Annotated in this window: 19 protein-coding genes; 15 read left to right on the top strand and 4 right to left on the bottom strand. The window is 73.6% G+C overall.

Annotated features, from left to right (window positions below; all coding sequences use genetic code 11):
- Positions 1 to 621: 621 nt before the first annotated feature.
- The 4 genes from AB0447_RS04440 (at position 622) to moeZ (ending at position 4525) form a co-directional block, all read left to right on the top strand.
- On the top strand, positions 622 to 1554 hold the full coding sequence (locus AB0447_RS04440; protein ID WP_366474942.1) for a hypothetical protein: 933 nt from the start codon (positions 622 to 624) through the stop codon (positions 1552 to 1554).
- A complete protein-coding gene (locus AB0447_RS04435) occupies positions 1551 to 2540 on the top strand; it encodes an NAD-dependent epimerase/dehydratase (RefSeq protein WP_366474941.1) in 990 nt (329 codons plus the stop codon). Before AB0447_RS04440 ends, AB0447_RS04435 begins: the two co-directional genes overlap by 4 nt.
- Positions 2528 to 3283 (top strand): spherulation-specific family 4 protein, encoded by a 756-nt coding sequence (locus AB0447_RS04430; protein ID WP_366474940.1) that lies wholly within the window; start codon positions 2528 to 2530, stop codon positions 3281 to 3283. The genes AB0447_RS04435 and AB0447_RS04430 overlap by 13 nt, the downstream gene beginning before the upstream one ends.
- Before the next feature lie 63 nt (positions 3284 to 3346).
- Complete coding sequence (gene moeZ / locus AB0447_RS04425) at positions 3347 to 4525, top strand: adenylyltransferase/sulfurtransferase MoeZ (protein ID WP_366474939.1); 1179 nt, start codon at positions 3347 to 3349, stop codon at positions 4523 to 4525.
- A gap of 99 nt (positions 4526 to 4624) precedes the next feature.
- Here the strand turns inward: moeZ and AB0447_RS04420 are convergent, their stop codons facing one another.
- Positions 4625 to 6178 (bottom strand): alpha/beta hydrolase, encoded by a 1554-nt coding sequence (locus tag AB0447_RS04420; protein WP_366474938.1) that lies wholly within the window; start codon positions 6176 to 6178, stop codon positions 4625 to 4627.
- Positions 6179 to 6271: 93 nt separating this feature from the next.
- On the opposite strand from AB0447_RS04420, the gene AB0447_RS04415 reads away from it, so the two are divergent.
- The gene (locus tag AB0447_RS04415) at positions 6272 to 6964 is read left to right on the top strand and encodes a MerR family transcriptional regulator (protein WP_366474937.1); all 693 of its coding nucleotides are present in this window, start codon (positions 6272 to 6274) and stop codon (positions 6962 to 6964) included.
- A gap of 82 nt (positions 6965 to 7046) precedes the next feature.
- On the opposite strand, the gene AB0447_RS04410 is transcribed toward AB0447_RS04415, so the two are convergent.
- Positions 7047 to 9905, bottom strand: coding sequence for a lysylphosphatidylglycerol synthase transmembrane domain-containing protein (locus tag AB0447_RS04410; protein ID WP_366474936.1), 2859 nt, complete (start codon positions 9903 to 9905; stop codon positions 7047 to 7049).
- A 119-nt stretch (positions 9906 to 10024) separates the two neighbouring features.
- Here AB0447_RS04410 and AB0447_RS04405 point away from each other — a divergent pair, with 119 nt between their 5' ends.
- The 5 genes from AB0447_RS04405 to nudC all read left to right on the top strand — a co-directional run bounded on the left by AB0447_RS04405 (position 10025) and on the right by nudC (position 20535).
- Positions 10025 to 10381 (top strand): MGMT family protein, encoded by a 357-nt coding sequence (locus AB0447_RS04405; protein ID WP_366474935.1) that lies wholly within the window; start codon positions 10025 to 10027, stop codon positions 10379 to 10381.
- 258 nt (positions 10382 to 10639) lie between these two features.
- Positions 10640 to 14167: an ATP-dependent DNA helicase gene (locus AB0447_RS04400; protein ID WP_366474934.1), complete on the top strand. Its 3528-nt coding sequence runs from the start codon at positions 10640 to 10642 to the stop codon at positions 14165 to 14167.
- Positions 14168 to 14411: 244 nt separating this feature from the next.
- On the top strand, positions 14412 to 18062 hold the full coding sequence (locus AB0447_RS04395; protein ID WP_366474933.1) for an ATP-dependent DNA helicase: 3651 nt from the start codon (positions 14412 to 14414) through the stop codon (positions 18060 to 18062).
- Positions 18063 to 18072: 10 nt separating this feature from the next.
- Positions 18073 to 19488, top strand: a complete 1416-nt coding sequence (locus AB0447_RS04390; RefSeq protein ID WP_366474932.1) for a dipeptidase — start codon at positions 18073 to 18075, stop codon at positions 19486 to 19488.
- A 105-nt stretch (positions 19489 to 19593) separates the two neighbouring features.
- Positions 19594 to 20535, top strand: coding sequence for an NAD(+) diphosphatase (nudC, locus tag AB0447_RS04385; protein WP_366474931.1), 942 nt, complete (start codon positions 19594 to 19596; stop codon positions 20533 to 20535).
- Between the two features lie 78 nt (positions 20536 to 20613).
- On the opposite strand, the gene AB0447_RS04380 is transcribed toward nudC, so the two are convergent.
- Positions 20614 to 20874 carry a glutaredoxin domain-containing protein gene (locus AB0447_RS04380; protein ID WP_366474930.1) on the bottom strand — a complete coding sequence of 87 codons (261 nt, stop codon included), beginning with the start codon at positions 20872 to 20874 and terminating at the stop codon, positions 20614 to 20616.
- 159 nt (positions 20875 to 21033) lie between these two features.
- Between AB0447_RS04380 and AB0447_RS04375 the strand changes: the two genes are divergently transcribed.
- The 5 genes from AB0447_RS04375 to AB0447_RS04355 all read left to right on the top strand — a co-directional run bounded on the left by AB0447_RS04375 (position 21034) and on the right by AB0447_RS04355 (position 24905).
- Positions 21034 to 23193, top strand: coding sequence for an ATP-dependent DNA helicase UvrD2 (locus AB0447_RS04375; protein WP_366474929.1), 2160 nt, complete (start codon positions 21034 to 21036; stop codon positions 23191 to 23193).
- 164 nt (positions 23194 to 23357) lie between these two features.
- Positions 23358 to 23696, top strand: a complete 339-nt coding sequence (locus AB0447_RS04370) for a hypothetical protein (protein ID WP_366474928.1) — start codon at positions 23358 to 23360, stop codon at positions 23694 to 23696.
- Between the two features lie 186 nt (positions 23697 to 23882).
- The gene (locus AB0447_RS04365; protein ID WP_366474927.1) at positions 23883 to 24251 is read left to right on the top strand and encodes a WhiB family transcriptional regulator; all 369 of its coding nucleotides are present in this window, start codon (positions 23883 to 23885) and stop codon (positions 24249 to 24251) included.
- Positions 24248 to 24586 carry a hypothetical protein gene (locus AB0447_RS04360; RefSeq protein ID WP_366474926.1) on the top strand — a complete coding sequence of 113 codons (339 nt, stop codon included), beginning with the start codon at positions 24248 to 24250 and terminating at the stop codon, positions 24584 to 24586. The genes AB0447_RS04365 and AB0447_RS04360 overlap by 4 nt, the downstream gene beginning before the upstream one ends.
- A gap of 112 nt (positions 24587 to 24698) precedes the next feature.
- Entirely contained in the window at positions 24699 to 24905 is a 207-nt protein-coding gene (locus tag AB0447_RS04355) for a hypothetical protein (RefSeq protein WP_366474925.1), read from the top strand.
- A gap of 7 nt (positions 24906 to 24912) precedes the next feature.
- Here AB0447_RS04355 and AB0447_RS04350 read toward each other — a convergent pair whose 3' ends face one another.
- On the bottom strand, positions 24913 to 26241 hold the full coding sequence (locus tag AB0447_RS04350) for an AarF/ABC1/UbiB kinase family protein (protein WP_366474924.1): 1329 nt from the start codon (positions 26239 to 26241) through the stop codon (positions 24913 to 24915).
- Positions 26242 to 26268: the final 27 nt, after the last annotated feature.

The raw sequence follows: 26268 nt of genomic DNA, 5'->3' as shown, positions 1-26268 counted from the left end.
GTTTCCCGGGGCGCTGCCCCGGACCCCGCGCCTCAATCGCCGGCGGGGCTGGAAGTGTCCGCGGGGCGGGAGGTGTCCGTGCCTCGGGCGGTGCCCAGGGCTGCGGTGGGGGTTCCGCCGGTGGGTGTGTGCGGCGTCGCTTCCCGGGGCGCTGCCCCGGACCCCGCGCCTCAATCGCCGGCGGGGCTGGAAGTGTCCGCGGGACGGGAGGGGGCCGCGGAGCTGGAGGTGTCCGGTGGGCTGGAAGTGTCCGCGGGGCTGGAGGTGGTGTGGCGTGGGGGGATTGTGCAGGGGTTTGCGCCCGTGCCGATGGCGGTCGCCGAGGCGGCGCAGCCGGGCGGTGCGAATGCAGCCCGTCCGGCGTTTGAGGACCGGGGGCCGGGGCAGAGCCCCGGTTCGCCCGGGCAGCCGGGCGGGGACAGCCCAGCCCGTCCGGCGATCGAGGACCAGGGGCCGGGGCAGAGCCCCGGCTCGTCGGGGCGGGCGGGTGGGGACAGTTCAGCTCGTCCGGTGATCGAGGACCGGGGCGCCGGGCGGAGTCCCGGCTCGTCGGGGCGGGCGGGTGGGGACAGTTCAGCTCGTCCGGTGATCGAGGACCGGGGCGCCGGGCGGAGCCCCGGCGTGGGTGGGGGAGGAGAGACGCAGGCTGCCGGGGCGGCGCGGCGGCGGGCCGGGGGTGATCCGGTCAAGGCGCTGATGCACCGGCATCGGGAGCTGTGCGAGCAGGCGGTGGACCCGCTGGAGATCGCCGCCGGGCTGGAAGCCCTCGGGGTGACGGACCGGACCGCCGCCCGCTTCCGGCACCGGGACGTGTTCTCGCTGGCCGAGGAGATCCACGCCCGGGTCCCCCGCCCCTCCGGGCAAGCCGAGGAGCCCCGCCCCAGCCCCTACTGGAACCGCCGCCTGCTGCGCGGCTGCGCGTTCGCCCTGCTCCCCGGCGGCCTGGTAGCGGGCGGTGCCGCCGCCGTAGGAGGCGGTGCCTGGGCCGCGGCCCTCGCCGGGCTCGTGCTCGCCGCCGCCCTCGTGTGGCCGGCCCGACCCCAGGGCGCCGGCGCCGCCCACCTGATCGCCGCCCTCGGCCTCGGCTACGCCGTCCACCGGCACGGCCCGGCCCTCGGTCTCGCCCTCTCCCTGGCGGTCGCGCCCGCGCACTGGACCGTTCTCGGATATACGGCCCACGCCCGGCGACGGCTCACCACGAGCCGGACCCTCGCCGAGTTCGGCGCCGTGGCGCGGCCCCTGCCGCTGCTCGCCGCCGCCGCCTTCACCGCGCTCGCCCTCCCGCCGGTCCTGCTGGCCGGTGCCGCGCCCGGCACCGCCGTGCCGCTCGCGCTGCTGCTGTTCCTCGCCCGGCTGCTGCTCTCCCACCGGGTCCCGGTCACCGCCGCCCTCGCCCTGGGCCTGCTGCCGGTCCCCGGCGCCGCCCCGGCCGCCGCGGCCTGGCTCCTCGTACACGCCACCGTCGCGCTGTCCCGCGCATCCGCACACACCCGTACCCATGACAAGGAGAAGGACATGACCGGCCAGCCAATCAACCAAGGGGCCGCGCGATGAGGGTGCTGCTGATCGGAGCCAACGGGTACCTCGGCCGCTACGTCGCCGACCGGCTGCTCGCCGACCCCGCCGTCCAGCTCACCGCGCTCGGCCGCGGGGACGACGCCGACGTGCGGTTCGACCTCGCGACCGGCAGCCCCGGAGCGCTGACCCGGTTCCTGGACGCCGTCCACCCCGGGGTGGTGATCAACTGCGCCGGCGCCACCCGCGGCGGGGCGCGCGAACTGACCCGGCACAACACCGTGGCCGTCGCCACCATTTGCGAATCGCTGCGCCGCAGCGGCTGCGGAGCCCGGCTGGTCCAGCTCGGCTGTGCCGCCGAGTACGGGCCCAGCCAGCCAGGGTCCAGTACCGCCGAGGACGCCGTGCCCAGACCCGGCGGCCCCTACGGCGTCAGCAAACTGGCGGCGACCGAGCTGGTCCTCGGGTCCGGGCTCGATGCCGTCGTGCTGCGGGTGTTCTCGCCCGTCGGCCCCGGGACGCCCGCCGGCTCCCCGCTGGGCAGGCTCGCCGAGGCCATGCGCCGCGCCATGCAGTCCGGGGACAGCGAGCTCAAGCTCAGCGGCCTGGGAGTGCAGCGCGACTTCGTCGACGTACGGGACGTCGCCCGCGCGGTGCACGCCGCGAGCCTGTCCGCCGCGCAGGGCGTGGTGAACATCGGCACCGGCCGGGCGGTGCGGCTGCGCGACGCCGCCGCCGTGCTCGCCCGGGTCGCCGGGTACGGGGGCGCGCTGCACGAGCTCGACGTACCGGACCGGCCGCACGGCCTGCCCGGCCGGCACATCGGGATCGGCGCCCCGCGCTCCGAGGTCACCTCCGACCAGCTCGCGGCCGCCGCCCAGCCGCCGTACCCGTACCCCGACGGCTGCGGCGCCTGGCAGCAGGCCGATGTGCGGACCGCCCGCGACCGGCTCGGCTGGCGGCCGCGGATCAACCTGGAGGAGTCCCTGGCCGACATCTGGATGGAGGCGGCATGCCGCATCTGACCACCCCGCCGGGCGCGGCACCCGCCGCCACCGAGGCCGGACGGCTGGGCCTGGGAGTGCCCGGGTACGCCCACCCGCTGCTGGCCCCCGCCGAGTGGGGCGAGCTCGCCCGCCCCGGCACCCCGCTGCACTGGGCCGTGCTGAACGTCACGAACGGGCCCGGGCAGCGGCCCGACCCGCACTGCTCGGAGGCTGCCCACCGGCTCCGCGAAGCGGCCGGCTCCGGACACCGGCTGCTCGGCCATCTCGCCATGCGAGACGGTGAGCGGGCTGCCGAGGAACTGGTCGCCGATGCCCGCCGGTTCCTGGACTGGTACCGGGTCGGCGGCTTCTACCTGGCGGGGGCGCCGGCCGACCGGGACGCGCTGCCCGCCGTACGCCGCATCGTGGACACCCTGCGCACCATGGGGGACGGGCTGCGGATCGTGCTCGGGCACGGCACCCACCCCTACGCCGGCTATGCCGAGACAGCCGACCAGCTGGTCACCTTCTCCGGCGCCTGGGCGGACTACCGCTGGTCACAGGTGGCGGAGTGGACGGCCGAGTACCCGCCGGAGCTGTTCTGCCACCTCGTCCACGGGGTTCCGCGCACCCATCTGGAGGAGGCGCTGCGGATCGCGCGCTGGCAGGGAGCGGGGACGATCTGGTTCACCGACCGCCGCGGAACCGGGGACCCCTGGGCGGGCATGCCCGCGTACTGGGACAAAATCGTCTCGCGTATCGGACAGGGTGTCTCGGAATGAAGAAGGGCGTGGCAGTGTTACGGGGAGAACCACCGTTCAGACTTAACCATCTACGGAGTCCCCGTGTCGCTGCCACCCCTGGTCGAGCCAGCTGCTGAGCTCACCGTTGACGAGGTTCGTCGGTACTCCCGCCACCTGATCATCCCGGATGTCGGGATGGACGGCCAGAAGCGCCTGAAGAACGCGAAGGTGCTTGCCGTGGGCGCGGGCGGTCTCGGCTCGCCCGCCCTCATGTACCTGGCCGCGGCCGGCGTCGGCACGTTGGGCATCGTGGAGTTCGACGAGGTCGACGAGTCGAACCTGCAGCGCCAGATCATCCACAGCCAGGCGGACATCGGCCGATCCAAGGCCGAGTCGGCCCGCGACACGGTCAAGGGCATCAACCCGTACGTGAACGTGATCCTCCACGAAGAGCGGCTCGAAGCCGACAACGTGATGGAGATCTTCAGCCAGTACGACCTGATCGTCGACGGCACGGACAACTTCGCGACCCGCTACCTGGTCAACGACGCCTGCGTGCTGCTGAACAAGCCGTACGTGTGGGGCTCGATCTACCGCTTCGACGGCCAGGCCTCGGTCTTCTGGTCCGAGCACGGCCCCTGCTACCGCTGCCTCTACCCGGAGCCCCCGCCGCCGGGCATGGTCCCCTCCTGCGCCGAGGGCGGCGTGCTGGGCGTGCTCTGCGCGTCCATCGGCTCCATCCAGGTCAACGAGGCGATCAAGCTGCTCGCCGGCATCGGTGAGCCGCTGGTCGGCCGCCTGATGATCTACGACGCCCTGGAGATGCAGTACCGGCAGGTCAAGGTCCGCAAGGACCCCGACTGCGCGGTCTGCGGCGAGAACCCGACCGTCACCGAGCTCATCGACTACGAGGCCTTCTGCGGCGTCGTGTCGGAGGAGGCCCAGGAGGCGGCCGCCGGTTCGACGATCACTCCCAAGCAGCTCAAGGAGTGGATCGACGCCGACGAGAAGATCGAGATCATCGACGTCCGCGAGAAGAACGAGTACGAGATCGTCTCGATCCCCGGCGCGAGGCTGATCCCCAAGGGCGAGTTCCTGATGGGCACCGCCCTTCAGGACCTGCCCCAGGACAAGCGCATCGTCCTGCACTGCAAGACGGGTGTCCGCAGTGCGGAAGTCCTCGCGGTGCTGAAGTCCGCGGGCTTCGCGGACGCGGTGCACGTCGGCGGCGGCGTGATCGGCTGGGTCCACCAGATCGAGCCGCACAAGCCGGTCTACTAGAGTCCGCACAGCCGGAGGGGCCGTACCGCGCGGGATGCGGTACGGCCCCTCCGCCTGTCCCGCGGTGTCCCGCGTGTGCCCCGCGGCGGTCCCGCGGCTTCAGGCCGCGGTGCAGACCCTGTTCGCGGGCGGCACCGTGCCGTCCAGCAGGTAGCCGTTCACCGCCTTCTGCACGCACGCGTCGCCGCTGTTGTACGCCCCGTGCCCCTCGCCCCTGTAGGTGAGCTCCACGCCGACACCCGGCCCGAGCCGCTCCACCATCTTCCGGGCGCCCTCGTACGGGGTGGCCGGGTCGCCCGTGTTGCCGATCACCAGGATCGGGGCGGAGCCGGGGGCGCTCACGTCCGGGGTGTCCCAGACGCCGGCCACCGGCCAGTCCGTGCAACTCATCAGGGCCCAGCCGAGGAAGTCCCCGAAGACCGGGGACGCGGCCCGGAACTGCGGCAGTTTCGCCTTCGTCTGCTCCAGGGTGAACCGCTCCTTGGAGTCGGCGCAGTTGATGGCCGTGTTGGCCGCGCCGATGTTGCTGTAGTTGCCGTTCTGGTCGCGGCCGTTGAGGGCGTCGGAGAGCGCCAGCAGCAGCTGGCCCTGGCCGCCCTCCGCCTCGTCCAGGCCCTGCTCCAGCAGCGGCCACAGCTCCTTGGAGTACAGGGCCTGCGCGATGCCGTTGGTGGCGGCGGACTGGGTGAGCTCGCGGTCGCCGATCCCGGCGATCGGGGCGGTGTCCAGCTTCTTCTGCAGGGCGATGATGTTCGCCTCGATCTCCCGGGCGGTGCTGCCCTGGAGCTGGCAGGCGTCACCGCGGTCCACGCAGTCCTGGGCGAAGTTGCCGAGGGCCAGCTGGAAACCCTTGGCCTGGCCGAGTGCACTCTGCTCGGAGGTCTTGGTCGGGTCGACCACCGCGTCGAACACGGCGCGGCCCACGTGGGTGGGGAACAAGTGGGCGTACACCCCGCCGAGCTCGGTCCCGTACGAGATCCCGAAGTAGTGCAGCTTCTCGTCGCCCAGCGCCCGGCGGATCATGTCCAGGTCGCGGGCGGCGTTGGTGGTGCCGACGTACGGCAGCACCTTCGCGGAGTTCTTCTCGCAGGCCTGCTGGTAGGACTTGATGCCGTCGACGTAGGTCTTCTCCTGGGCGGCGGACGTGGGGGTGTTGTCCTGTGCGTAGTACGCGTCCAGTTCCCGGTTGCTCTTGCAGAGCACCGGCGCGCTGCGGCCGACCCCCCGCGGGTCGAAGCTGACCAGGTCGTAGCGCTCGCGCAGGGCGTCGTACTCCTTGGCCGCGCCGGGCAGGGTGGTGATGCCGGAGCCGCCGGGGCCGCCGAAGTTGAAGACCAGCGAGCCGATGCGCTTGCTCTTGTCGCGGGCCTCGGCGCGGATGAGGGCCAGCTCGATCTGCTCGCCCTCGGGCCGGGCGTAGTCGAGGGGAACCTTGATGGTGGCGCACTGCCATTCCTTGGAAGGGGCCTGGCCGCCGCCCTCGGCCGCGGACGGGGTCGGGCAGGCTTCCCATTCGGGTTTCTGCACCGCGGCCTGCCCGGTCGGGCTCTGCGTGTCCTCCGGCTGCTCGTTGCTGTCGGAGCAGCCGGCCGTGCTGAGCAGGGCGGCGGCGAGGGCGGCGGCAGCGGTGGCCCGCAGGGCGTTTCTCGGCATGCACCCCATCCTGTGGGTGAATCCGGCGGTCCGCCCCTGCCGTGACCCGTTCGGGTGCGAGCGTTCCGCCGCCGCACGTGGTGACCTGGGGACATGAACCCGAAGAAGACCACGGTCGGGATCGGCGAGGCGGCGGCGCTGACCGGGACGACCCCGACGGCCATCCGGCACCAGCACCGCAGCGGGCTGCTGCCCGAACCGGAGCCGGGGCCCGACGGGCGCGGCCGGTACGGGTACGAGGATCTGGTACGCCTCCTGTGGGCCCGGCGGATGACGGAGCTGCGGCTGCCCCCGGAGGAAGTGCGGGCGGCCCTCGACCCGGGCAGCGGTCCCGAGGACCTGCTGGCCCGGCTGGCGGCGGCGGTCCGCGCCCGGGGCCGGCAGCCGGAAGCCGACCACCTGCTGGGCCCGGAGGTGGCCCGGGTGGAGGCGGCCGGCCGGCACCTGCTGGCCCTGCATCCCAGGCTGCGGACGGAGCAGGAGCGGCTGGAGTCGGAGCTGGCGGCGCTGGCCGGCGCGGAGGCGGACGATCCGCGGGTGGAGCGGCTGGCGCACGACTGGTTCGTGCACATCCGGGCGCTGGAGGCGGCGGAACGGGCGGTCGCCTTCCCGGAGGCCGATTTCACCGACGTCGACGCGACGGAGACCGGAGCGGGCGGGCCGAGCGGCCCGCCCGGCGATGCGTCCGTGCCCCTCCCCGGCGAGATGTCCCCGGCCCAGGCCCGCGTCGCGGAACTCCTGGACGCCCTGCTGGCGGCCCACCCGACCCCGGACCGGGAGACCTGAGCCAGGCAGCTCGGCGGCATTTCCAGCCCCGCCGGCGTTTGAGGCGCCGGCGAGGCTGGGGTGAGCTGCTGCTGACGGGCGCCTAGATGGCTCCCTTGCGGGTCAGGAAGTTGAACGAGAGCCAGCCCGGCAGGACCGGCAGCCAGAACGTCATCAGCCGGAACAGGAGCACCGCCGAGATCGCGATCTCCTTCTCCAGCCCGGCCGCGATCAGGCCCAGCGTCAGCGTGGTCTCCACCGCGCCCACACCACCCGGCGTCGGCGCCGCCGACCCCAGCGCGTTGCCCGCCAGGAAGACCACCGCGATGCTCGCCAGCGAGATCGCCTCGCCGCCCCCGAACGCGCGGATCGACGCGTCCAGGCACATCACGAAGCACCCGGTCAGCAGCAGCATCCCGCCGATCCCGGTGAGCAGCTTCTGCGGCCGCTGCAGTACGTCCAGCATGCGCGGCACCACACCCGCGAACAGCGCCCGTACCCGGGTCGCCACGAACTTCCGCAGGAACGGGATCGCCGTCACCACCAGCACCAGCACCGCCACCGTCAGCAGACCCGCGATGACCGTCCGGGACGGTGTCATCTCCTGGGTGTTCTCGGTGCCGGTCAGGTAGCCGAAGGACAGCAGCAGCAGGATGTGGCTGCCCAGGCCGAACAGCTGGGAGGCACCCACGCTCGCCACCGCGAGCCCCGGCCGCACCCCCGCGCGCTGCAGGAAGCGGGTGTTCAGGGCGACGCCGCCGATCGCGGCCGGCGCCACCAGCTTCACGAAGGAGCCGGCCACCTGCGCGCACACGGTCCGCAGGAACGGCACCCGCTCCGGCACGAAGCCGAGCAGGCTCATCGCCGCCGCGATGTAGCTGAGCGCGGAGAAGGCGACCGCGGCCCCCACCCAGCCCCACTCCGCCTCGCCGAGGATCGTGCCGAAGTCCACGTGCGTCAGCTGCGTCAGCAGGAAGTACGCGGCGAACGCGCCCGCGATGAACGACACCAGGGTGCGCGGCTTGATCCGCTCCAGCCGGGCCGGCTCCACCGGCGCCTGCGGCCGGATCAGCAGCACCTGCCGGCGGATCTGGCTGAGCAGGTCCTCTTCCCGGGCCTCGTCCAGGGCCACGTCCAGGGCCCTCTTCTCGGCCCTCTTCTCGGCCTTGGTCTCCGCCTTCGCCGACTTGGGCGAGGTCCGGGCCGCCGACTCCGCCTCGCGCTCGGCCTCCCGCTGCGCCTTGGCCTGCCGCGAGGACTCCAGTACCGCTTCGCGTTCGCGCTGCGACCGCTCCCGGGCGAGCCGGCGCAAGGTGGCCCGGGTGGACCGGCTGAGGGCGATCGGCTGAAGCAGCGGCAGGCAGTCCGCCACCGCGTCCGGGCCCAGGACCGACACGGCGGAGGCCACCGAGCGTTCCGCGCCGACCCGCAGGCCGAGGGTGGTCAGGAGCTGGGCGATGTCCATCCGCAGCACCAGGTCGCCGGCGGCGATCTCGCCGCCGCGCAGGTCGGTGAGGGTCACCGTGCCGGAACGATCCACCACCAGGGCGTCCCCGGTGAGCCGGCGGTGCGCGATGCGCCGCGACTGGAGGGCCTTCACCTGCTCCCACGCGTTGCGGCTCAGCCCGTCCGTGATCTCCTCGTCGGAGAGCGCGTCGAGGCTGCGGCCGCCCAGGTGCTCGTACACCAGCATCACGGCGTCCGGGCCGAGCTCCGAGGTGGCGATCAGCTTGGGCGCGTTGGCCCCGGCGGCGATCGCCGCGTACGCCAGCAGCGCCTCCTGCTCCAGTGCCTGCCGCAGCGACTGGAGGCTGCGCCGGGTGGTGATGCCGCGCAGGGTGAGCCGCCGCCAGACCCGGTAGAAGAAGCCGTGTGCCTGCTGTTCGCGGTCGACGACGGTGACGTCGAGCGGGGGGCCGTGCTCCAGGGTCACGTGGTAGCGGCGACCGCGGTCGCTCTGCTCGGAGGAATCGGTGCCCTCGTGGCCCTCCGCGCGCATCGCGGTGACCGGCTGGAAGCCGACGCGGCGCAGGCCGGCGAGGAGGTTCTGGCCGGTCGGCCGGACATTGGGGGAGCCGACCGCGTACAGCGTGCCGTAGGCCACGCTCCAGCCGATCAGGACGGTGAGGATGATCGAGAAGGGTGTGGTGTAGCCGCTGACCAGCATCGCGAACGCATCGAGCAGCAGGACCACCCACAGGGCCACGCGCCAGCGGGGCCGCCGGGTCATCCCGACCGCGGTCATGTACGCGATGACGGGCGCGAGGTAGCCGTGGACCGGGTCGGTGAGGGCCTCGCCGCCGCTGGTCGCGCGGGTGAGGGCGTCCTGGATGCTGCCGGGGGCGGCCTGGGAGACCCAGAGGTCCGTGGCGAGGGTGACGCCGTGCGCGAGGACGGCGGCGAGCACACCGTCGGCGATGCGCAGGCCGTCGCGTTTGATCAGCCGCTCGATGGCGAAGGCGACCGGGACCAGCAGCACCGCGATGCTGCCGACCAGGCCGGCCACCTTGATCAGCAGTGGTGGTGCCTGATCGGTGCCCGCGCTGATGTCGGCTTCCAGGCCGGCGGCGGTGCCGTGCGCGAAGGCGGCGATGGCGAGCACCAGGGCGATGCCGAGCACTCCGACGAGCAGCCGGACCAGGTCGGAGGGCCGGTGCACGCGGGCGGCGAGCAGCGGTTCGTCGACTTCGACGCGGTCGGCGTCGGTGTGCCCGTGGACCGTGCCGGAGTCCGTGCCGCCGGGGCCTGCGCCGCCGGAGCCGGCGTTGCCGGGACCGGGCTTGTCGGGACCGGGCTTGCCGGGAGCCGCTCCGGTCCGGTCGTCGTCGGCCGGGCCGGTCTCGCGCGGAGCCGCGCCGGACCCCGCCTCCGGCGTCGCGTCGCGCTGTGCGTCCGCATCGTCCGGAGGGCTGACACCCCGCTCGTTCGCCGTCACTGCCGTCTCTTCTTGATCACGTATCACCAGTCACCGCCCGGACGATGGTGGCACGGACAGGCCGCGGGCCGGGGCACCAGGGTGCGTGCCCGCGCGGAAGAAAACCTTCCGCGCGCCCTCGTCACCTGTGCGGCACCATGTCCCGAATGAGCGACGAGAACCCCGGTCCGGCCGGGCTCCCCGAGTACGCCGAGCGGGTGCTGGAGGTTGCCGAGCGCATTCCGCCGGGCCGGGTGATGACCTACGGCGACATCGCCGAATGGCTGGAAGAGGGAGGCCCGCGCCAGGTGGGACGGGCCATGTCCCTCTACGGCCGAGCCGTCCCCTGGTGGCGCGTGGTCCGCTCCGACGGCGTCCTGCTGCCCGGCGCGGAGCAGCGCGCCCTGGCGCACTACCGGGCCGAGGGCACCCCGCTGCGGGACTCGGCGGCCGGGCCGCGGCTGGACATGCGGCGGGCCCGCTGGGACGGGTCGGACGGCGGAGGAGGACGGCTTCACGATTGACAGCTTCGGTGATTGCGGGGCCGAGTGGGCGGTCGTACGGAAGGTCAAGAGCCCGTACGAGGGAACGGGGACGGGCCGGCCGACCGGGCCGACCAGGGGAACTTCGCCGGGCGAGCCGGTTGCCGTAGCGTTGCCTCTTCGGCAGACGCAGACGCACCCATCAGGACCGGACCGGCACCCCACGTGAACACCTCTCCCTCTCACAGTCGCACGCGGACCCCGGACGCGTACCGGCTCGTGCGCGGTGGGCCGGAACGGTTGGACCCCCCTGTCCTGGACGCAGCACAGCAGGCGGTGGTTGACCACACGTCCGGCCCGCTCCTCGTCCTCGCCGGACCGGGCACCGGCAAGACCACCACCCTGGTCGAAGCGGCCGCAGCCCGGGTCGAGGCGGGCACGGATCCCGGCCGGATCCTCATCCTCACCTTCAGCCGCAAGGCCGCGGTGGAACTCCGGGACCGGGCCGCCCTGCGGCTCGGCGGCGCGCGCGCCCCGCAGGCCACCACCTTCCACTCCTTCTGCTACGCCCTGCTCCGCGCCCACCAGGACGCGAACCTCTACACCGAACCCCTCCGCCTGCTCTCCGGCCCCGAACAGGACGTCACGGTCCGCGCCCTGCTGGAGGGGCAGCGCGAACTGAAGTCCATCTCCTGGCCGGACGACCTGCGGGCCGCGCTCACCACCCGCGGCTTCGCCGACGAGGTCCGGGCCGTGCTCGCCCGCAGCCGGGAACTCGGGCTGGGCCCGGAGGCACTCGCCGAATTCGCCGGGCGCACCGGCCGGCCCGACTGGGCGGCGGCCGCCGCCTTCCTCTCCGAATACCTGGACGTCCTGGACATCCAGGGCACCCTGGACTACTCGGAACTGCTCCACCGGGCCGTCCTGCTGGCGGACCGCACCCCGTCCGTCGCCTCGCTGTACGACGCGATCTACGTGGACGAGTACCAGGACTCGGACGCCTCGCAGATCCGGCTGCTGCAGGCGCTGACGGCCTCCGGCGCGGCCCTGACCGCCTTCGGCGACCCCGACCAGTCGATCTACGCGTTCCGCGGCGCCGACGTGAACGGCATCCTCGACTTCCCCGCCGCCTTCCCCGGCGCCACCGTCACTCCGCTCACCGTGTCCCGCCGGTCGGCCGCCACCCTCCTGACCGCCACCCGGCTGCTGACCACCCGGATGCCGGTGCCCCGGCTGCCCGTCGCGGCCGTGCGTGCCCACCGGGAGCTCCGGCCGACCCGCGGCGGCGGCCGGCTGGACGTCTTCACCTACCCGACGGCCGGCGCCGAACTCGACAACATCGCGGACATCCTGCGCCGCGCCCACCTGGAGGACGGGGTGCCCTGGCCGGACATGGCCGTCCTGGTCCGGGCCGGCGGCCGCACCCTGCCCTCGATGCGGCGCGCCCTGGTCTCGGCGGGCGTCCCGGTCGAAACGGACGGCGCGGACATCCCCCTCCGCCACGAACCGGCCGTCGCCCCCCTGCTCACCGCCCTCCGCCGCTGCGCCGAAGCAGCGCTGCGCCCGCCCGCCACCTGGCCGACCTCCGAGCCGGACACCAACGGCACTGACGGCACTGACGGCATCGGCGGCATCGGCGGCATCGTCGGCACCGGCGGCACCGCCGGGGCCGGGGCCGGCGCCGGGGCAGACGACCTGCCCGGCGCCCAGCCGGCCGCAGACGGCGTGGTCCGGCGGGACTCCGAGCCGAGCGCCGACGCCGGGGCAGACGACCAGACCGGCGCCCGGCCCGACACCGGCGCGGGCTCGGGCGCGGCCCCCGGGGCAGACGACGACCTGCCCGGCGCCGCCGACGACGCCGGGGCCCAGCGGGACTCCGAGCCGGGCCCGGACGCCGGTGCGCCAGCCGAGCCGGCCGGCGCGGCAGCCGAGCAGGCCGGTGCGGCAAGTGACACCGAGGTGGCCATCGGGCTGCTCTCCTCCCCCCTCGGCGGCATGGACGCCGCCGACCTCCGGCGCCTCGGGCGGGCCCTCCGCGAGGAGGAGCGGGCCGCCGGAGTGCTGGTGCCCGCCCCCTCCGACGTACTCCTCGCCCGCGCCCTCGACGAACCCGAACGCCTCGTCGCGCACGACCCGGCGTACACCCGTGGCGCCCACCGCCTCGGCCTGCTCCTCCGCAAGGCCACCGAGCTCCTCGCCGGCGGCGGCACCGCCGAAGAAGCCCTCTGGACCCTGTGGGACGGCACCCCCTGGCCGCAGCGCCTGGAGCGCAACGCCCGCCGCGGCGGCGCCGCCGGCCGCAACGCCGACCGCGACCTCGACGCGATCTGCGCCCTCTTCGACACCGCCGCGCGCGCGGAGGAACGTACCGGCGGCCGCGGCGCACTCAACTTCCTCGAACAGCTCGAAGCCGAGGACATCGCCGCCGACACCCTCGTCAAGCGGCACCGCAGCCCCGACGCCGTCCGCCTGATGACCGCCCACCGCTCCAAGGGCCTGGAGTGGGGCCTCGTCGTGGTCGCCGGCGTCCAGGAAGGGCTCTGGCCCGACCTGCGGCGGCGCGGCTCCCTGCTGGAAGCCGACCGCATCGGCCGGGACGGCCTCGCCGAACCCCTCACCCCCGGCGCCCTCCTCGCCGAGGAACGACGTCTCTTCTACGTCGCCGCCACCCGCGCCCGCGACCGGCTCGTCGTCACCGCCGTCAAGGGCGCCGCCGACGACGGCGACCAGCCCTCCCGCTTCCTCACCGAACTCGGCGTCACCCCCGTGGACGTCACCGGCCGGCCCCGCCGGCCCCTCGCCGTCTCCGCCCTCGTCGCCGAGCTGCGCGCCACCACCGTCGACCCCGACGCCCCGCCCGCCCTGCGCGACGCGGCCGCCCGACGCCTCGCCCGGCTCGCCTCGCTCACCGACGAGGAGGACCGCCCGCTGGTCCCCGCCGCGCACCCGCAGCGCTGGTGGGGCCTGTACGAGCCGACCCGCAGCAGCGTCCCGCTGCGCGACCGGGACCGTCCCGTGGCCCTCTCCGGCAGCGCCCTCGACCAGCTCGCCAACACCTGCTCGCTGCAGTGGTTCCTCGGCCGCGAGGTCAAGGCGGACGCGCCCTCCACCACCGCCCAGGGCTTCGGCAACGTCGTCCACGTCCTCGCCGACGAAGTCGCCTCCGGCCGTACCCCCGCCGACCTCGCCGTCCTCATGGAGCGCCTCGACTCCGTGTGGGACGCCCTCGCCTTCGACGCGCCCTGGAAGTCCCGGCAGGAGAAGGAGAACGCCCGCGCCGCCCTGGAACGCTTCCTGCGCTGGCACCACTCCGACCGGTCCGGCCGCACCCCCGTCGCCACCGAGCACGACTTCGACGTCACCCTCGAAGCGGGCGAGTACGCGGTCCGCATCCGCGGCTCCATGGACCGGGTCGAGGCCGACGCGCAGGGCCGCGCGTACGTGGTCGACTTCAAGACCGGCAAGAACGCCCCCACCCGGGAGCAGGTCGCCCGGCACCCGCAGCTCGCCGTCTACCAGCTCGCCGTCCGCGAGGGCGCGGTCGACGAGCACTTCGACGGCAGCCGCCCCGAGCCCGGCGGCGCCGAACTCGTCCAGCTCCGGCAGGGCGCCGCACGGCGCGACGGCGGCGACGAGGTGCCCAAGGTGCAGGCCCAGCAGCCGCTCCACGACGGCCCCTCCGGCGAGTGGGTCGGCGAACTCCTCGCCACCGCGGCCGGCCGGGTCCTCGACGAGCGGTTCACCCCCGCCGCCGGCTCCCACTGCGACCACTGCTCCTTCCGCTCCGCCTGCAGCGCCCGGCCGGAGGGCCGCCAGACCGTTGTGTAGGCGCTCGGCCGGTGGTCCGGTGCGGCGCCGTTGCGGGGGCGCCGCCCCTGCACCCCCGCGCCTCAAACGCCGGCGGGGCTGGATCGGCCCTCGTCGCCGGTCGAGTGCGGCGCCGTTTCCGCCTCGAACGCCGAAGGGGCGGCAACCGCGGCCGCGTCGAGCAACCGGCACGAGGGGTGGCATCGAGGACTCGGGGAGGTTCCGGACGGCAGGGGGTGTCGGTGGGCGCGGCTAGCCTTGACGGGTGTCCGTCCGTGCGTCCCGCCTCACCGATCCCGAGCAGCTCAAGGAGCTCCTCGGGATCCCCTTCACGCCCGAACAGACCGCCTGCATCACCGCCCCGCCCGCACCGCAGGTCATCGTGGCCGGCGCCGGCTCCGGCAAGACCACCGTGATGGCCGCCCGAGTGGTCTGGCTGGTCGGCACCGGTGCCGTCGCCCCCGCCCAGGTCCTCGGCCTGACCTTCACCAACAAGGCCGCCGGCGAGCTCGCCGAACGGGTCCGCACCGCCCTCGCCCGGGCCGGCATCACCGATCCCGACCCCTCCCCGGCCGAGGCCGACGCGGCCGCCGGCGAGCCGCGCATCTCCACGTACCACGCCTTCGCCGGCCAGCTCCTCAAGGACCACGGCCTGCGCATCGGCCTGGAGCCGAGCGCCCGCCTGCTCGCCGACGCCACCCGCTTCCAGCTCGCCGCGCGCGTGCTGCGCGAGGCCCCCGGCCCCTACCCGGCCCTCACCCGGTCCGTCCCCGACCTCGTCGGGGACCTCCTCGCGCTGGACGCCGAGCTGTCCGAGCACCTCGTAGACCCGGCCGCCCTGCGCGCGTACGACACCGCCCTCCTCGACACCCTCGCGGACGCCCGGCTCAGCAACGAGGACCTGCGCAAGATCCCCGACACGGCCCGCGGCCGGCTGGAACTCCTCGAACTCGTCGGCCGCTACCGCGCCGCCAAACGCTCCCGCGACCTGCTCGACTTCAGCGACCAGATCGCCCGCTCCGCGGAGCTGGCCACCACCCGGCCCGAGGTGGGCGCGCTGCTCCGGGAGGAATTCCGGATCGTCCTGCTCGACGAGTACCAGGACACCTCCGTGGCCCAGCGCCTCCTGCTGTCCGGCCTCTTCGGCGGGGGCACCGGCCACGCCGTCACCGCCGTCGGCGACCCCTGCCAGGCGATCTACGGCTGGCGCGGCGCCTCCGTCGCCAACCTCGACGACTTCCCCGAACACTTCCCGCACGCCGACGGGCGGCCCGCCGACCGCTTCTCCCTCAGCGAGAACCGCCGCAGCGGCGGCCGCCTGCTGGACCTCGCCAACACCCTGGCCGCACCGCTGCGCGAACGGCACGCGGGAGTCGAGGCGCTGCGCCCGGCCGACGGCGCGGAACACGAAGGCTTCGTCCGCTGCGCCCTGCTCGACACCCACGCGGCCGAGCTGGAGTGGCTCGCCGACTCCATCGCCCACCAGGTGCGCACCGGCAAGGAACCCAAGGACATCGCGGTGCTGTGCCGCTCCGGCGGCGACTTCGCGGCGATCCAGGCCGCGCTGGTGGCCCGGGACGTGCCGGTGGAGGTGGTCGGCCTGTCCGGGCTGCTCCACCTCCCGGAGGTCGCCGACCTGGTCTCCGTCTGCGAGGTCCTCCAGGACCCGGGCGCCAATGCCGCCCTCGTCCGCCTGCTCATCGGCCCGCGCTGGCGGATCGGCGCCCGCGACCTGGCGCTGCTGGGCCGCCGGGCACGGCTGCTGGTGGCCCGGGACCAGGGCCCCGCCCAGGACCCGGACCTGCGGCTGGCCGCGGCCGTGGAGGGGGTGGACCCGGCGGAGATCGTCTCGCTCTCCGACGCACTGGAAACCTTCCTGGACGGCGGGACCGGCGGCACCGGCGGGAACGGGGGTGCCGGAGACGACGGCCTGCCCTTCTCCGCGGACGCCCGCATCCGCTTCGCGCACCTCGCCCAGGAACTCCGCGACCTGCGCCGCTCCCTCGCCGACCCGCTGATGGACGTCCTGCACCGGGTGCTGGCCGCCACCGGCCTCGACGTGGAGCTCGCCGCGTCCCCGCACGCCCTGGCGGCCCGCCGCCGCGAGACCCTGTCCAACTTCCTGGACGTGGCGGCCGGCTTCGCCGCACTGGACGGCGAGGCCTCGCTGCTGGCCTTCCTGTCCTTCCTGCGCACCGCCGCCCGCTACGAGAAGGGTCTGGACAACGCGCTGCCGGGCGGCGAGAACACGGTCAAGGTGCTCACCGCCCACAAGTCCAAGGGCCTGGAGTGGGACGTGGTCGCCGTTCCCGGCCTGTACGCGGGGGCGTTCCCCAGCGAGCAGCCGCGCGAGGCCTGGACCTCCTATGCCCGGGTCCTTCCGCACACCCTCCGCGGGGACGCGGACACCCTCCCGGCGGACCCGCCGTGGACCTCGGCCGGCCTGAAGGCCTTCAAGGCGGCCCTCAAGGACCACCAGGCGGTGGAGGAGCTCCGCCTCGGCTACGTCGCCTTCACCCGCCCGCGCTCCCTGCTGCTGGCCTCCGGCCACTGGTGGGGCCCCACCCAGAAGAAGCGGCGCGGCCCCTCCGCCTTCCTCACCGCCCTGCACGACCACTGCGCGGCCGGCTTCGGCGAGATCGAGGCGTGGGCGGCGGAGCCGGACCCGGACGCGGAGAACCCCGCCCTGGCCGAGGACTCCGCCCCCGACCACTCCTGGCCCCTGCCCCTGGACCCGACCTCCCTCCACCTCCGCCGCCGAGCCGCCGCCCTGGTCGAGTCCTACCTGGCAGCCCCCCCGCCCGAACCGGAGCCCGAGCCCGATCCCGATCCCTCCGACGAGTACCTCTGGCCCCCGGACTGCGAGGACCCGGCGTACGGGGAAGAGCCCTGGCCGGACGAGGCCCCCTGGCCGGACCCCTGGGACCCGGACGCCACGGCGCCCGGCCCCACCCCCGACGCCCCCGCCGGGGAGGCCGCCGGTCCTGCACCCCTGCGGTCCGGCGCCGAAGACGCGAACGGGGCCCTGCCGCGTCCCGCTTCGCCGGGGCCGGCCGCCTCCCGCACCGAAGGTGCGAACGGGGCCCGGGGCGGCGCCCCGACGCCTCCGGCAGCGCTGCCGGAGCAGACCGCTGCCCGCGCCGAAGCCGCCGCGCGGGACGGCGTACCGGCGGCGAGGACGGCGCAGGCGGACCTGACACACCACGACGCCCGGATCATCGACTCCTGGGACCGCGACCTCGACGCCCTGGAAGGCGAGCTCCGCCGCGCCCGTACCGCCGTACGGGACGTCGTCCTGCCCGCCGCCCTCTCCGCGAGCGACCTGCTCCGGCTCGCCGCCGACGAGCAGGCCTTCGTACGGGAGCTGGCCCGCCCCATGCCCAAGCCCCCGCAGCCCGCGGCCCGCCAGGGCACCCGCTTCCACGCCTGGGTGGAGTCCCGGTTCGAGGACCTCCCGCTGCCCCTGCTCGACGTCCTCGACCCCGCCGCCGACCTCCCCGGATCCGACCAGGAGATCGCCGACGAGCGCGACCTCGAAGCCCTCAAGGACGCCTTCGAGCGCAGCCCGTACGCCGACCGCACCCCGCACCGGATGGAGGTGCCGGTGCAGCTCACCCTGGCCGGCCGGGTCATCCGCGGCCGGATCGACGCCGTGTACCGGACGGCCGGCGGCGGCTACGAGATCGTCGACTGGAAGACCGGCCGCACCGCCGAGGCGGACCCGCTCCAGCTCGCCGTCTACCGCCTCGCCTGGGCGGAGACCACCGGCACCCCCCTCGACCAGGTCACCGCCGCCTTCCTGCACGTCCGCAGCGGCCGGGTCATCCGCCCCCGTGACCTGCCCACACGCGAGCGCCTTGAGAGGATCCTCCTAGGCGAAACGGACGCGGAAAGCGACCACGTACCGGACAGCTAGTCTCGTATGCATGAGCCAGACCCCGGACAGCGCCGTCCGCGCGTACATCGACCAGCACCGCGCCGCCTTCCTCGACGACCTCGCCGACTGGCTGCGCATACCCTCCGTCTCCGCCCAGCCGGAGCACGACGGTGACGTGCGGCGCAGCGCGGAGTGGCTGGCCGCCCGGCTCAAGGACACCGGCTTCCCGACCGCCGAAATCTGGGAGACGCCCGGCGCCCCGGCCGTGTTCGCGTCCTGGCCGAGCGGGGACCCGGCCGCGCCCACCGTCCTGGTCTACGGCCACCACGACGTGCAGCCCGCCGCCCTGGCCGACGGCTGGCACACCGAGCCCTTCGAGCCGGTGGTACGGGACGGCCGGATGTACGGGCGCGGTGCCGCCGACGACAAGGGGCAGGTGTTCTTCCACACCCTCGGAGTCCGCGCCCACCTCGCCGCGACCGGCCGGACCGCCCCCGCCGTGAACCTGAAGCTCCTCATCGAGGGCGAGGAGGAGTCCGGCTCCACGCACTTCCGCGCGCTGGTCGAGGCCCGCGCCGCCGAACTGGCCGCCGATGTGGTGATCGTCTCCGACACCGGCATGTGGAACGAGACCACCCCCACCGTCTGCACCGGCATGCGCGGCATCGCCGACTGCGAGATCGAGCTCTACGGGCCGGACCAGGACATCCACTCCGGCGCCTTCGGCGGGGCCGTCCCCAACCCGGCCACCGTGGCCGCCCGGCTGGTCGCGGCCCTGCACGACGCCGACGAGCGGGTCACCATCCCCGGCTTCTACGACAACATCGCCGAGCTGACCGACGCCGAGCGCGAGCTGATCGCCGAGCTGCCCTTCGACGAGGCCGAGTGGCTGCGTACGGCCAAGTCGTACGGCACCCTCGGCGAGGCCGGCTACTCCACCCTGGAGCGGGTCTGGGCCCGCCCGACCGCCGAGGTCAACGGCATCGGCGGCGGCTACCAGGGCCCCGGCGGCAAGACCATCGTGCCCGCCTCCGCCCAGCTGAAGCTGTCCTTCCGGCTGGTTTCGGGGCAGGACCCGTACGAGGTCGAGACGGCCGTGACGCGGTGGGTGGACGAGCGGATCCCCGCCGGGATCCGGCACTCCGTCACCTTCGGCGCCCCCACCCGCCCCTGTCTGACCCCGCTGGACCACCCGGCCCTGCAGTCCGTGGTCCGGGCCATGGGCCGGGCCTTCGGCCAGAAGATCCGCTTCACCCGCGAGGGCGGCTCCGGCCCGGCCGCCGACCTCCAGGACGTGCTCGGCGCACCGGTCCTGTTCCTCGGCATCTCCGTCCCGTCCGACGGCTGGCACTCCCCGAACGAGAAGGTCGAACTGGACCTCCTCCTGAAGGGCGTGGAGACCGCCGCATACCTGTGGGGGGACCTCGCGGAGACCTGGCCGGCGCCGCCCGCGCCCCCTGCCTGAGGCCCGAACCGCACCGGCGCCCGCACCCGCCCGCACACACCCACCGCACCCGCACCGCACCACATCGAACCGTCGCACCTGCTGCCTGTCCCACCACCGGGGGAGTTGGAAGTACCTGTGAGCATCTCGACCGAGCGGCCCGTCTCACTCACCGCGCCCAGCGGAATCGACCGTGCCGCGCACCACCGTCTCGACGAGGCCTGGCTGGCCGCGGCCTGGAGCCACCCCACGACCCGGGTGTTCGTGGTGTCCGGCGGCCAGGTCCTGATCGACGACACCCCGGACGGCGGCACCGGGATCGTCATGACCCCCGCCTTCGAGGCACCGCTCACCGAGACGCACCGCTACTTCCTCGGCACCGACGAGGACGGCGTCAGCTACTTCGCCCTGCAGAAGGACTCCCTGCCGGGCCGCATGGACCAGCAGGCGCGGCCCGCCGGGCTCCGCGAGGCGGGCCTGCTGCTGTCGCCGCGGGACGCCGCGCTGATGGTGCACGCGGTGGCGCTGGAGAACTGGCAGCGGATGCACCGCTTCTGCTCCCGCTGCGGGGAGCGGACGGTCGTCGCGGCGGCCGGCCACATCCGCCGCTGCCCGGGCTGCGGCGCCGAGCACTACCCGCGCACCGACCCGGCCGTGATCATGCTGGTCACGGACGAGCAGGACCGGGCCCTGCTGGGCCGCCAGGTGCACTGGCCGGAGGGCCGCTTCTCGACCCTGGCCGGTTTCGTCGAGCCCGGCGAGTCCATCGAGCAGTCCGTGATCCGCGAGGTCTGGGAGGAAGCGGGCGTCAAGGTCGGCGAGGTCGAGTACGTCGCCAGCCAGCCCTGGCCCTTCCCGTACAGCCTGATGCTGGGCTTCACCGCCCGCGCGGTCTCCTCCGAGATCAACGTGGACGGCGAGGAGATCCAGGAGGCCCGCTGGTTCTCCCGCGACGACCTGCGGACCGCCATCGAGACGGGCGAGGTCCTGCCGCCGTCCGGCATCTCCATCGCGGCCCGCCTGGTCGAGCTCTGGTACGGAAAGCCGCTGCCGAAGCCGATCGGCTGAGCCTGCGGACACGCAGAGGGCCCCCGCCGCGGCGGGGGCCCTCTGCGTTGCGTCGCTGTTGCGCCGACGGTCCGGAGATCAGACGGCGAGCGCCTGCTGGACCTGGGCCAGGCTCGGGTTGGTCATGACCGACTCGGTGCCCTGGGGGGAGACGATGAGGACCGTCGGAACGGTCTGGTTGCCACCGTTCGCCTTCTCGACGAAGGCCGCGGACTCCGGGTCCAGCTCGATGTTGATCTCGGTGTACGCGATGCCTTCCCGGTCCAGCTGGGACTTCAGCCGGCGGCAGTAGCCGCACCAGGTCGTGCTGTACATCGTCACGGAACCCTTGTCCTGCATCGGGGCGCTCTCCTTCGGGGCTGGGGGTGGATCCGAGTAGTCGAACGTACGGCACCGCCCGGCCATTCCCGGCACCCCGGACCCGTTCCGGTACTACGGATACGGGAGGACTGTGGACAAGTTTCCCGTCCGGCCCACCGGACCTGGCAGCATGGTCGGGTGACAGCAGCAACGCACTCCTCATCCTTCCCGGCCGTCGCCGAGTCCGCCGACGCGGTTCTCCTCGGCCTGGACCCGGAACAGCGCGAGGTCGCCACGACCCTGCGCGGGCCGGTGTGCGTGCTCGCGGGCGCCGGCACCGGCAAGACCCGGGCGATCACCCACCGCATCGCCTACGGAGTGCGGTCCGGCCTGCTGATGCCGGCCAGTGTGCTCGCCGTCACCTTCACCAACCGTGCCGCGGGCGAGATGCGCGGTCGGCTGCGCGGTCTGGGCGCGGGCGGGGTGCAGGCCCGCACCTTCCACTCCGCGGCCCTCCGCCAGCTCCAGTACTTCTGGCCGAAAGCCGTCGGTGGCGACATGCCCCGACTGGTCGAGCGCAAGATCCAGCTGGTCGCCGAGGCCGGCTCCCGCTGCCGCATCCGCCTCGACCGGAACGAGTTGCGCGACGTCACGGGCGAGATCGAATGGGCCAAGGTCACCCAGACCGTCCCGGCCGACTACCCGGCGGCCGCCCTCAAGTCCGGCCGCGAGGTCCCCCGGGACATGGCCGAAATCGCCCAGATCTACGGGACGTACGAACAGCTGAAGCGCGACCGCGGAATGATCGACTTCGAGGACGTGCTGCTCCTCACCGTCGGCATCCTCCAGGACCGCCAGGACATCGCCCAGACCATCCGCAGCCAGTACCAGCACTTCGTGGTCGACGAGTACCAGGACGTCAGCCCGCTCCAGCAGCGCCTGCTGGAGCTGTGGCTCGGCGACCGCGACAGCCTGTGCGTGGTCGGCGACGCCAGCCAGACCATTTACTCCTTCACCGGCGCCACCCCCGACCACCTGCTGAACTTCCGCACCCGCTTCCCGCAGGCCACCGTGGTCAAGCTGGTCCGCGACTACCGCTCCACCCCCCAGGTCGTCCACCTGGCCAACGGGGTGCTGAACCAGGCCCGCGGGCGGGCCGCCGAGCACCGGCTGGAGCTGATCTCCCAGCGCGAGCCCGGTCCCGACCCGGTCTTCGCCGAGTACCCGGACGAGCCGGCGGAGGCCGAGGGAGTCGCCCGCCGCATCCGCGACCTCATCGAGGCCGGGGTCCCGGCCGGCGAGATCGCCGTGCTCTACCGGATCAACGCCCAGTCCGAGGTCTACGAGCAGGCCCTCGCCGACGCCGGCGTGCCCTACCAGCTGCGCGGCGCGGAGCGCTTCTTCGAACGCCCCGAGGTGCAGAGGGCCCTGGTGACCCTGCGCGGCGCCGCCCACTCCGGGGCCAACGACCCGCTCCTCGAGGACGTCGTCGAACTGCCCTCCCAGGTCCGTGCCGTACTCAGCTCGAGCGGCTGGACCCCGGAGCCGCCGGCCGGCTCGGGCGCCGTGCGCGACCAGTGGGAGTCCCTGGCCGCCCTGGTCCGGGTCGCCGAGGACTTCGCCCGCAGCCACCCCGGCGCCACCCTGGCCGACCTGTCGGTGGAACTGGAGGAGCGCCGGGCCGCCCAGCACGCCCCGACCGTCCAGGGCGTCACCCTCGCCTCCCTGCATGCCGCGAAGGGCCTGGAATGGGACGCGGTGTTCCTGGTCGGGCTGACCGACGGCATGATGCCGATCACCTACGCCAAGACCGACGAGCAGGTGGAGGAGGAGCGCCGCCTGCTGTACGTCGGCGTCACCCGCGCCCGGCTGCACCTGACCCTCTCCTGGGCGCTCTCCCGGGCTCCCGGCGGCCGCGGCTCCCGCAGGCCCAGCCGGTTCCTGAACGGCCTGCGGCCGGGCTCCGCGGCCCCCGGCAGCCGGATCGCCGCCGAGGGCGGCTCCCGCAAGCGGACCCGGCGCGGGCCGGTGCTGTGCCGGGTCTGCGGCAAGACGCTCACCGAAGCCGGCGAGATGAAGCTGATGCGCTGCGAAGACTGCCCGTCCGACATGGACGAAGGGCTCTACGAGCGGCTGCGGGAGTGGCGCTCGACCCAGTCGAAGGCTCAGGGACTGCCCGGGTACTGCGTGTTCACCGACAAGACCCTGATGGCGATCGCCGAGGCCGCACCCTCCGAGGAGGGCGAGCTCGCGATGATCTCGGGCGTGGGCGGCCGCAAGCTCCAGCGGTACGGGGCCGATGTGCTGGCCATCTGCGCAGGCCAGGAGCCTGGGGGCGGGCCCGGGGACGACGCGTAGAAACTCGTCGGAAAAATAGTTTGCACATGCCCTGGGAATCCCCATAGGTTCTTAACCACGGGAACGGCGGCTTCTCCGAAGCCCTGTCCTCGTGCTGTACTTATCCGAATACACGGGACCGGCCCACCAGCCAGTCCCCGAGACGCCGAGAGGAGGCGAGACCAGTGATCAGCTTCAACACCTTCACCAAAATGACCGATCGCCCGGTCGCCGCTTCCTGCATGCTCGGCTCCTCCTCGCTCCTTGCCGCCGCCTCCCTGGGTCAGGGCACCGGTCTGTCCGCGATTTCCGCGAGCAGCCCCGCCGTCCTCTGCGCCCTGCCGGTCCGCGAGCGCAATGAGCGACCGACCCAGGCATCGGTGGAAGTAGCGAAGGACCAGGCAGCACATGCCGCCTATGCCTTTGCCGGAACCGGTGCCGGATCCCTGAAGCAGACGAAGACGCAGCAGCACCACCTGATGTGGGCCTTCCGTGGGCTCGAACCCTGGAGTGATCCAGCCTGATCGCCTGATCAGGCCGGCGCCTTCAGGGCCGCGGAACCCCACCCGGGATCCGCGGCCCTTCTGTTTGTCCCCGAACGGGGACGACGGAGCGAAGGGGCCTCGGGACTGGCAAGACCAGGTACCAGCAGCCGACCCCGGCCAACCAGGCCGGACCGACTAGTCACACAAGACGAGGAAGAAAACACCGTGCAACTCGAAGCGCACGCCCCGTCCGTACCGCAGAACCGAACGATCTCCCCGCCTGCAGTCCCGGAGGACTCCACCTTGACTCCGCTCACCGCGCTCACCGCGCTCGACGACGCCATCGAGAACCTCGGCGTACCCGTCCCCTGCCGCACGTACGACCCCGAGGTCTTCTTCGCCGAGTCCCCGGCCGACGTCGAGTACGCCAAGTCCCTCTGCCGCACCTGCCCGCTCGTCGAGGCCTGCCTCGCCGGAGCGCTGGAGCGCCGTGAGCCCTGGGGTGTCTGGGGTGGCGAGCTCTTCGTCCAGGGTGTGGTCGTCGCCCGCAAGCGGCCGCGTGGCCGCCCGCGCAAGAACCCGGTCGCGGCATGACCGCCACCGGAACCATCGACCGCCCTCTGACGCACGACCCCCTGAAGCAGGCCCTCATGACCCCCCACACCACCAGCGAGCTGACCCCCTCCAAGGCAGCCTCCGCCACCGAAGACTTCATCACCACCGGCGCGATCACCTCGCGTCAGAACAGGACCCGCGAAATGCAACTCATCCCAGAAGCCCTGGCTCGTGCCCATATGGCCGACCGCCTGCGCGAGGCGGATCTCGACCGGCGCGCCATGCGCCTGGTCACCGCCCGGCGCATGCAGCGCCGTGCCGAGCGCGCCTCGCTGCGCGCCCGGCGCGCGCTGGCCATGGCCGTCATGCACTGATGCCCGGCGCCTACGCCTGAAGGCAGACCACATGGGGGGACCGGTCCGAACGGACCGGTCCCCCGGTGCGTTGCGGCCCTCCACGGCGCCCGCACGGCGGTATCGTCTGGAGGTGGACCAGCCGACCCCCCACCCCGCACCGCGGGACCCCGAGGAACGGACCGTCGTGTGCGCCCGCTGCGGCACCCGATCCCCCGACGGCGCCCCGCTCACCTGGACCTGCTCCATGGAGAACGGCGTCCGGCAGTACTTCTGCCACGACTGCGCCCGGGCCAACATCCGGGCGATCGAAGGCAGACTCGACTCCTCCTGGTGGTGATCAGCCCTCAGCCCTCAGCCGGGAATCCCGGCAGCCAGGCCTCCAGCTCCTCGCGCAGCCGTACCGTCGCGCCCAGCTGGCACAGCACCCCGATGGTGCTGAGCGTGACCCGGTGGATCAGCAGATAGGACGGCGGCAGGTTGAGCTGCTTGCCCAACTGGTGCGCGGGAGATCGCGGATCGGCGATCCGGGCCGCCTGGCCGCGTATCCAGCCCCGGGTGAAGGTGAACTCCTCCACCTCGGCCGGCTCGATGATCGGCCGCAGGTAGTCCAGCACCGTATCCGGGTCGAGCGCGATGGACTCCTTCACGAACCCCTCGGCGCACAGCTGTTCGTACACCGCTTCGGCGTCTCCCTGCAGGGTCATCCGCAGGGACACCCCTATGGACCGTGGCAGCCCGCCCGGCAGCCGGTCCACCGTGCCGAAGTCCAGGACGCCCAGCCGGAACGTGCCGTCCGCGCCGGGCACCAGACGGAAGTTCCCCGGGTGCGGGTCCGCATGGAGCAGGCCCGTCCTGGCCGGACCGGAGAACAGGAACCGGGCCAGCAACTGCCCCGCACGGTTCCGTTCCTCCTCCGTACCGCCGTTGATCACCTCCGAGAGCGGGACTCCCTCGACCCATTCGGTGACCAGCACCTGGTCGCCCTGGTACACCACATCGGGCACCAGCACGTCGGGGTCCCCCTCGAACGCCTCCGCGTGGATCCGCTGGGCCTCCGCCTCCAGCTCGTAGTCCAGCTCCTCCGCGACCCGGTCGCGCAGCTCCTTGATCAGCGGCTTGATGTCCATGCCCGGTATCAGCGGCCCCAGCAGCCCGGCGAACCGGCTCAGCTGCTTGAGGTCCGACAACAAGGCCTCCCCGGCCCCCGGGTACTGCACCTTGACCGCGACCTGCCGCCCGTCGTGCCACACCGCCCGGTGCACCTGCCCGATCGACGCGGCCGCCGCCGGCTTGTCCTCGAAGGAGACGAACAGCTCACGCCAGTCGTCCCCCAGCCGCTCCGCCAGCACCTGGTGCACCGTCCCGGCCGGCAGCGGCGGGGCCGCCTCCTGGAGCTTCGTCAGCGCGGCCCGGTACGGGCCGGCCACCTCCTCAGGCAGCGCCGACTCGAACACCGACAGGGCCTGCCCGAACTTCATCGCACCGCCCTTCAGCTCACCGAGCACCCGGAACAGCTGCTCGGCGGTGCGCTGTTGCAGCTCGCGCGCCACGATCTCCGCGGACTTCCCGCCGATCCGCTTGCCCAGCCCCCACGTTGCCCGGCCCGCGATGCCGAGCGGCAGCGCGGCCAGCTTCGCGGTCCGGGTGACCGCCTTCCGGGGAAGATCAGACATACGCCCCTCCAGTGAGCTGACACCCGT

The sequence above is a fragment of the Streptomyces sp. NPDC051211 genome (genome assembly GCF_040689505.1).
Lineage (GTDB): Bacteria > Actinomycetota > Actinomycetes > Streptomycetales > Streptomycetaceae > Streptomyces.
The sequence above is the reverse complement of the archived record's forward strand: the minus strand, read 5'-3'. Positions and strand labels throughout refer to the sequence as shown.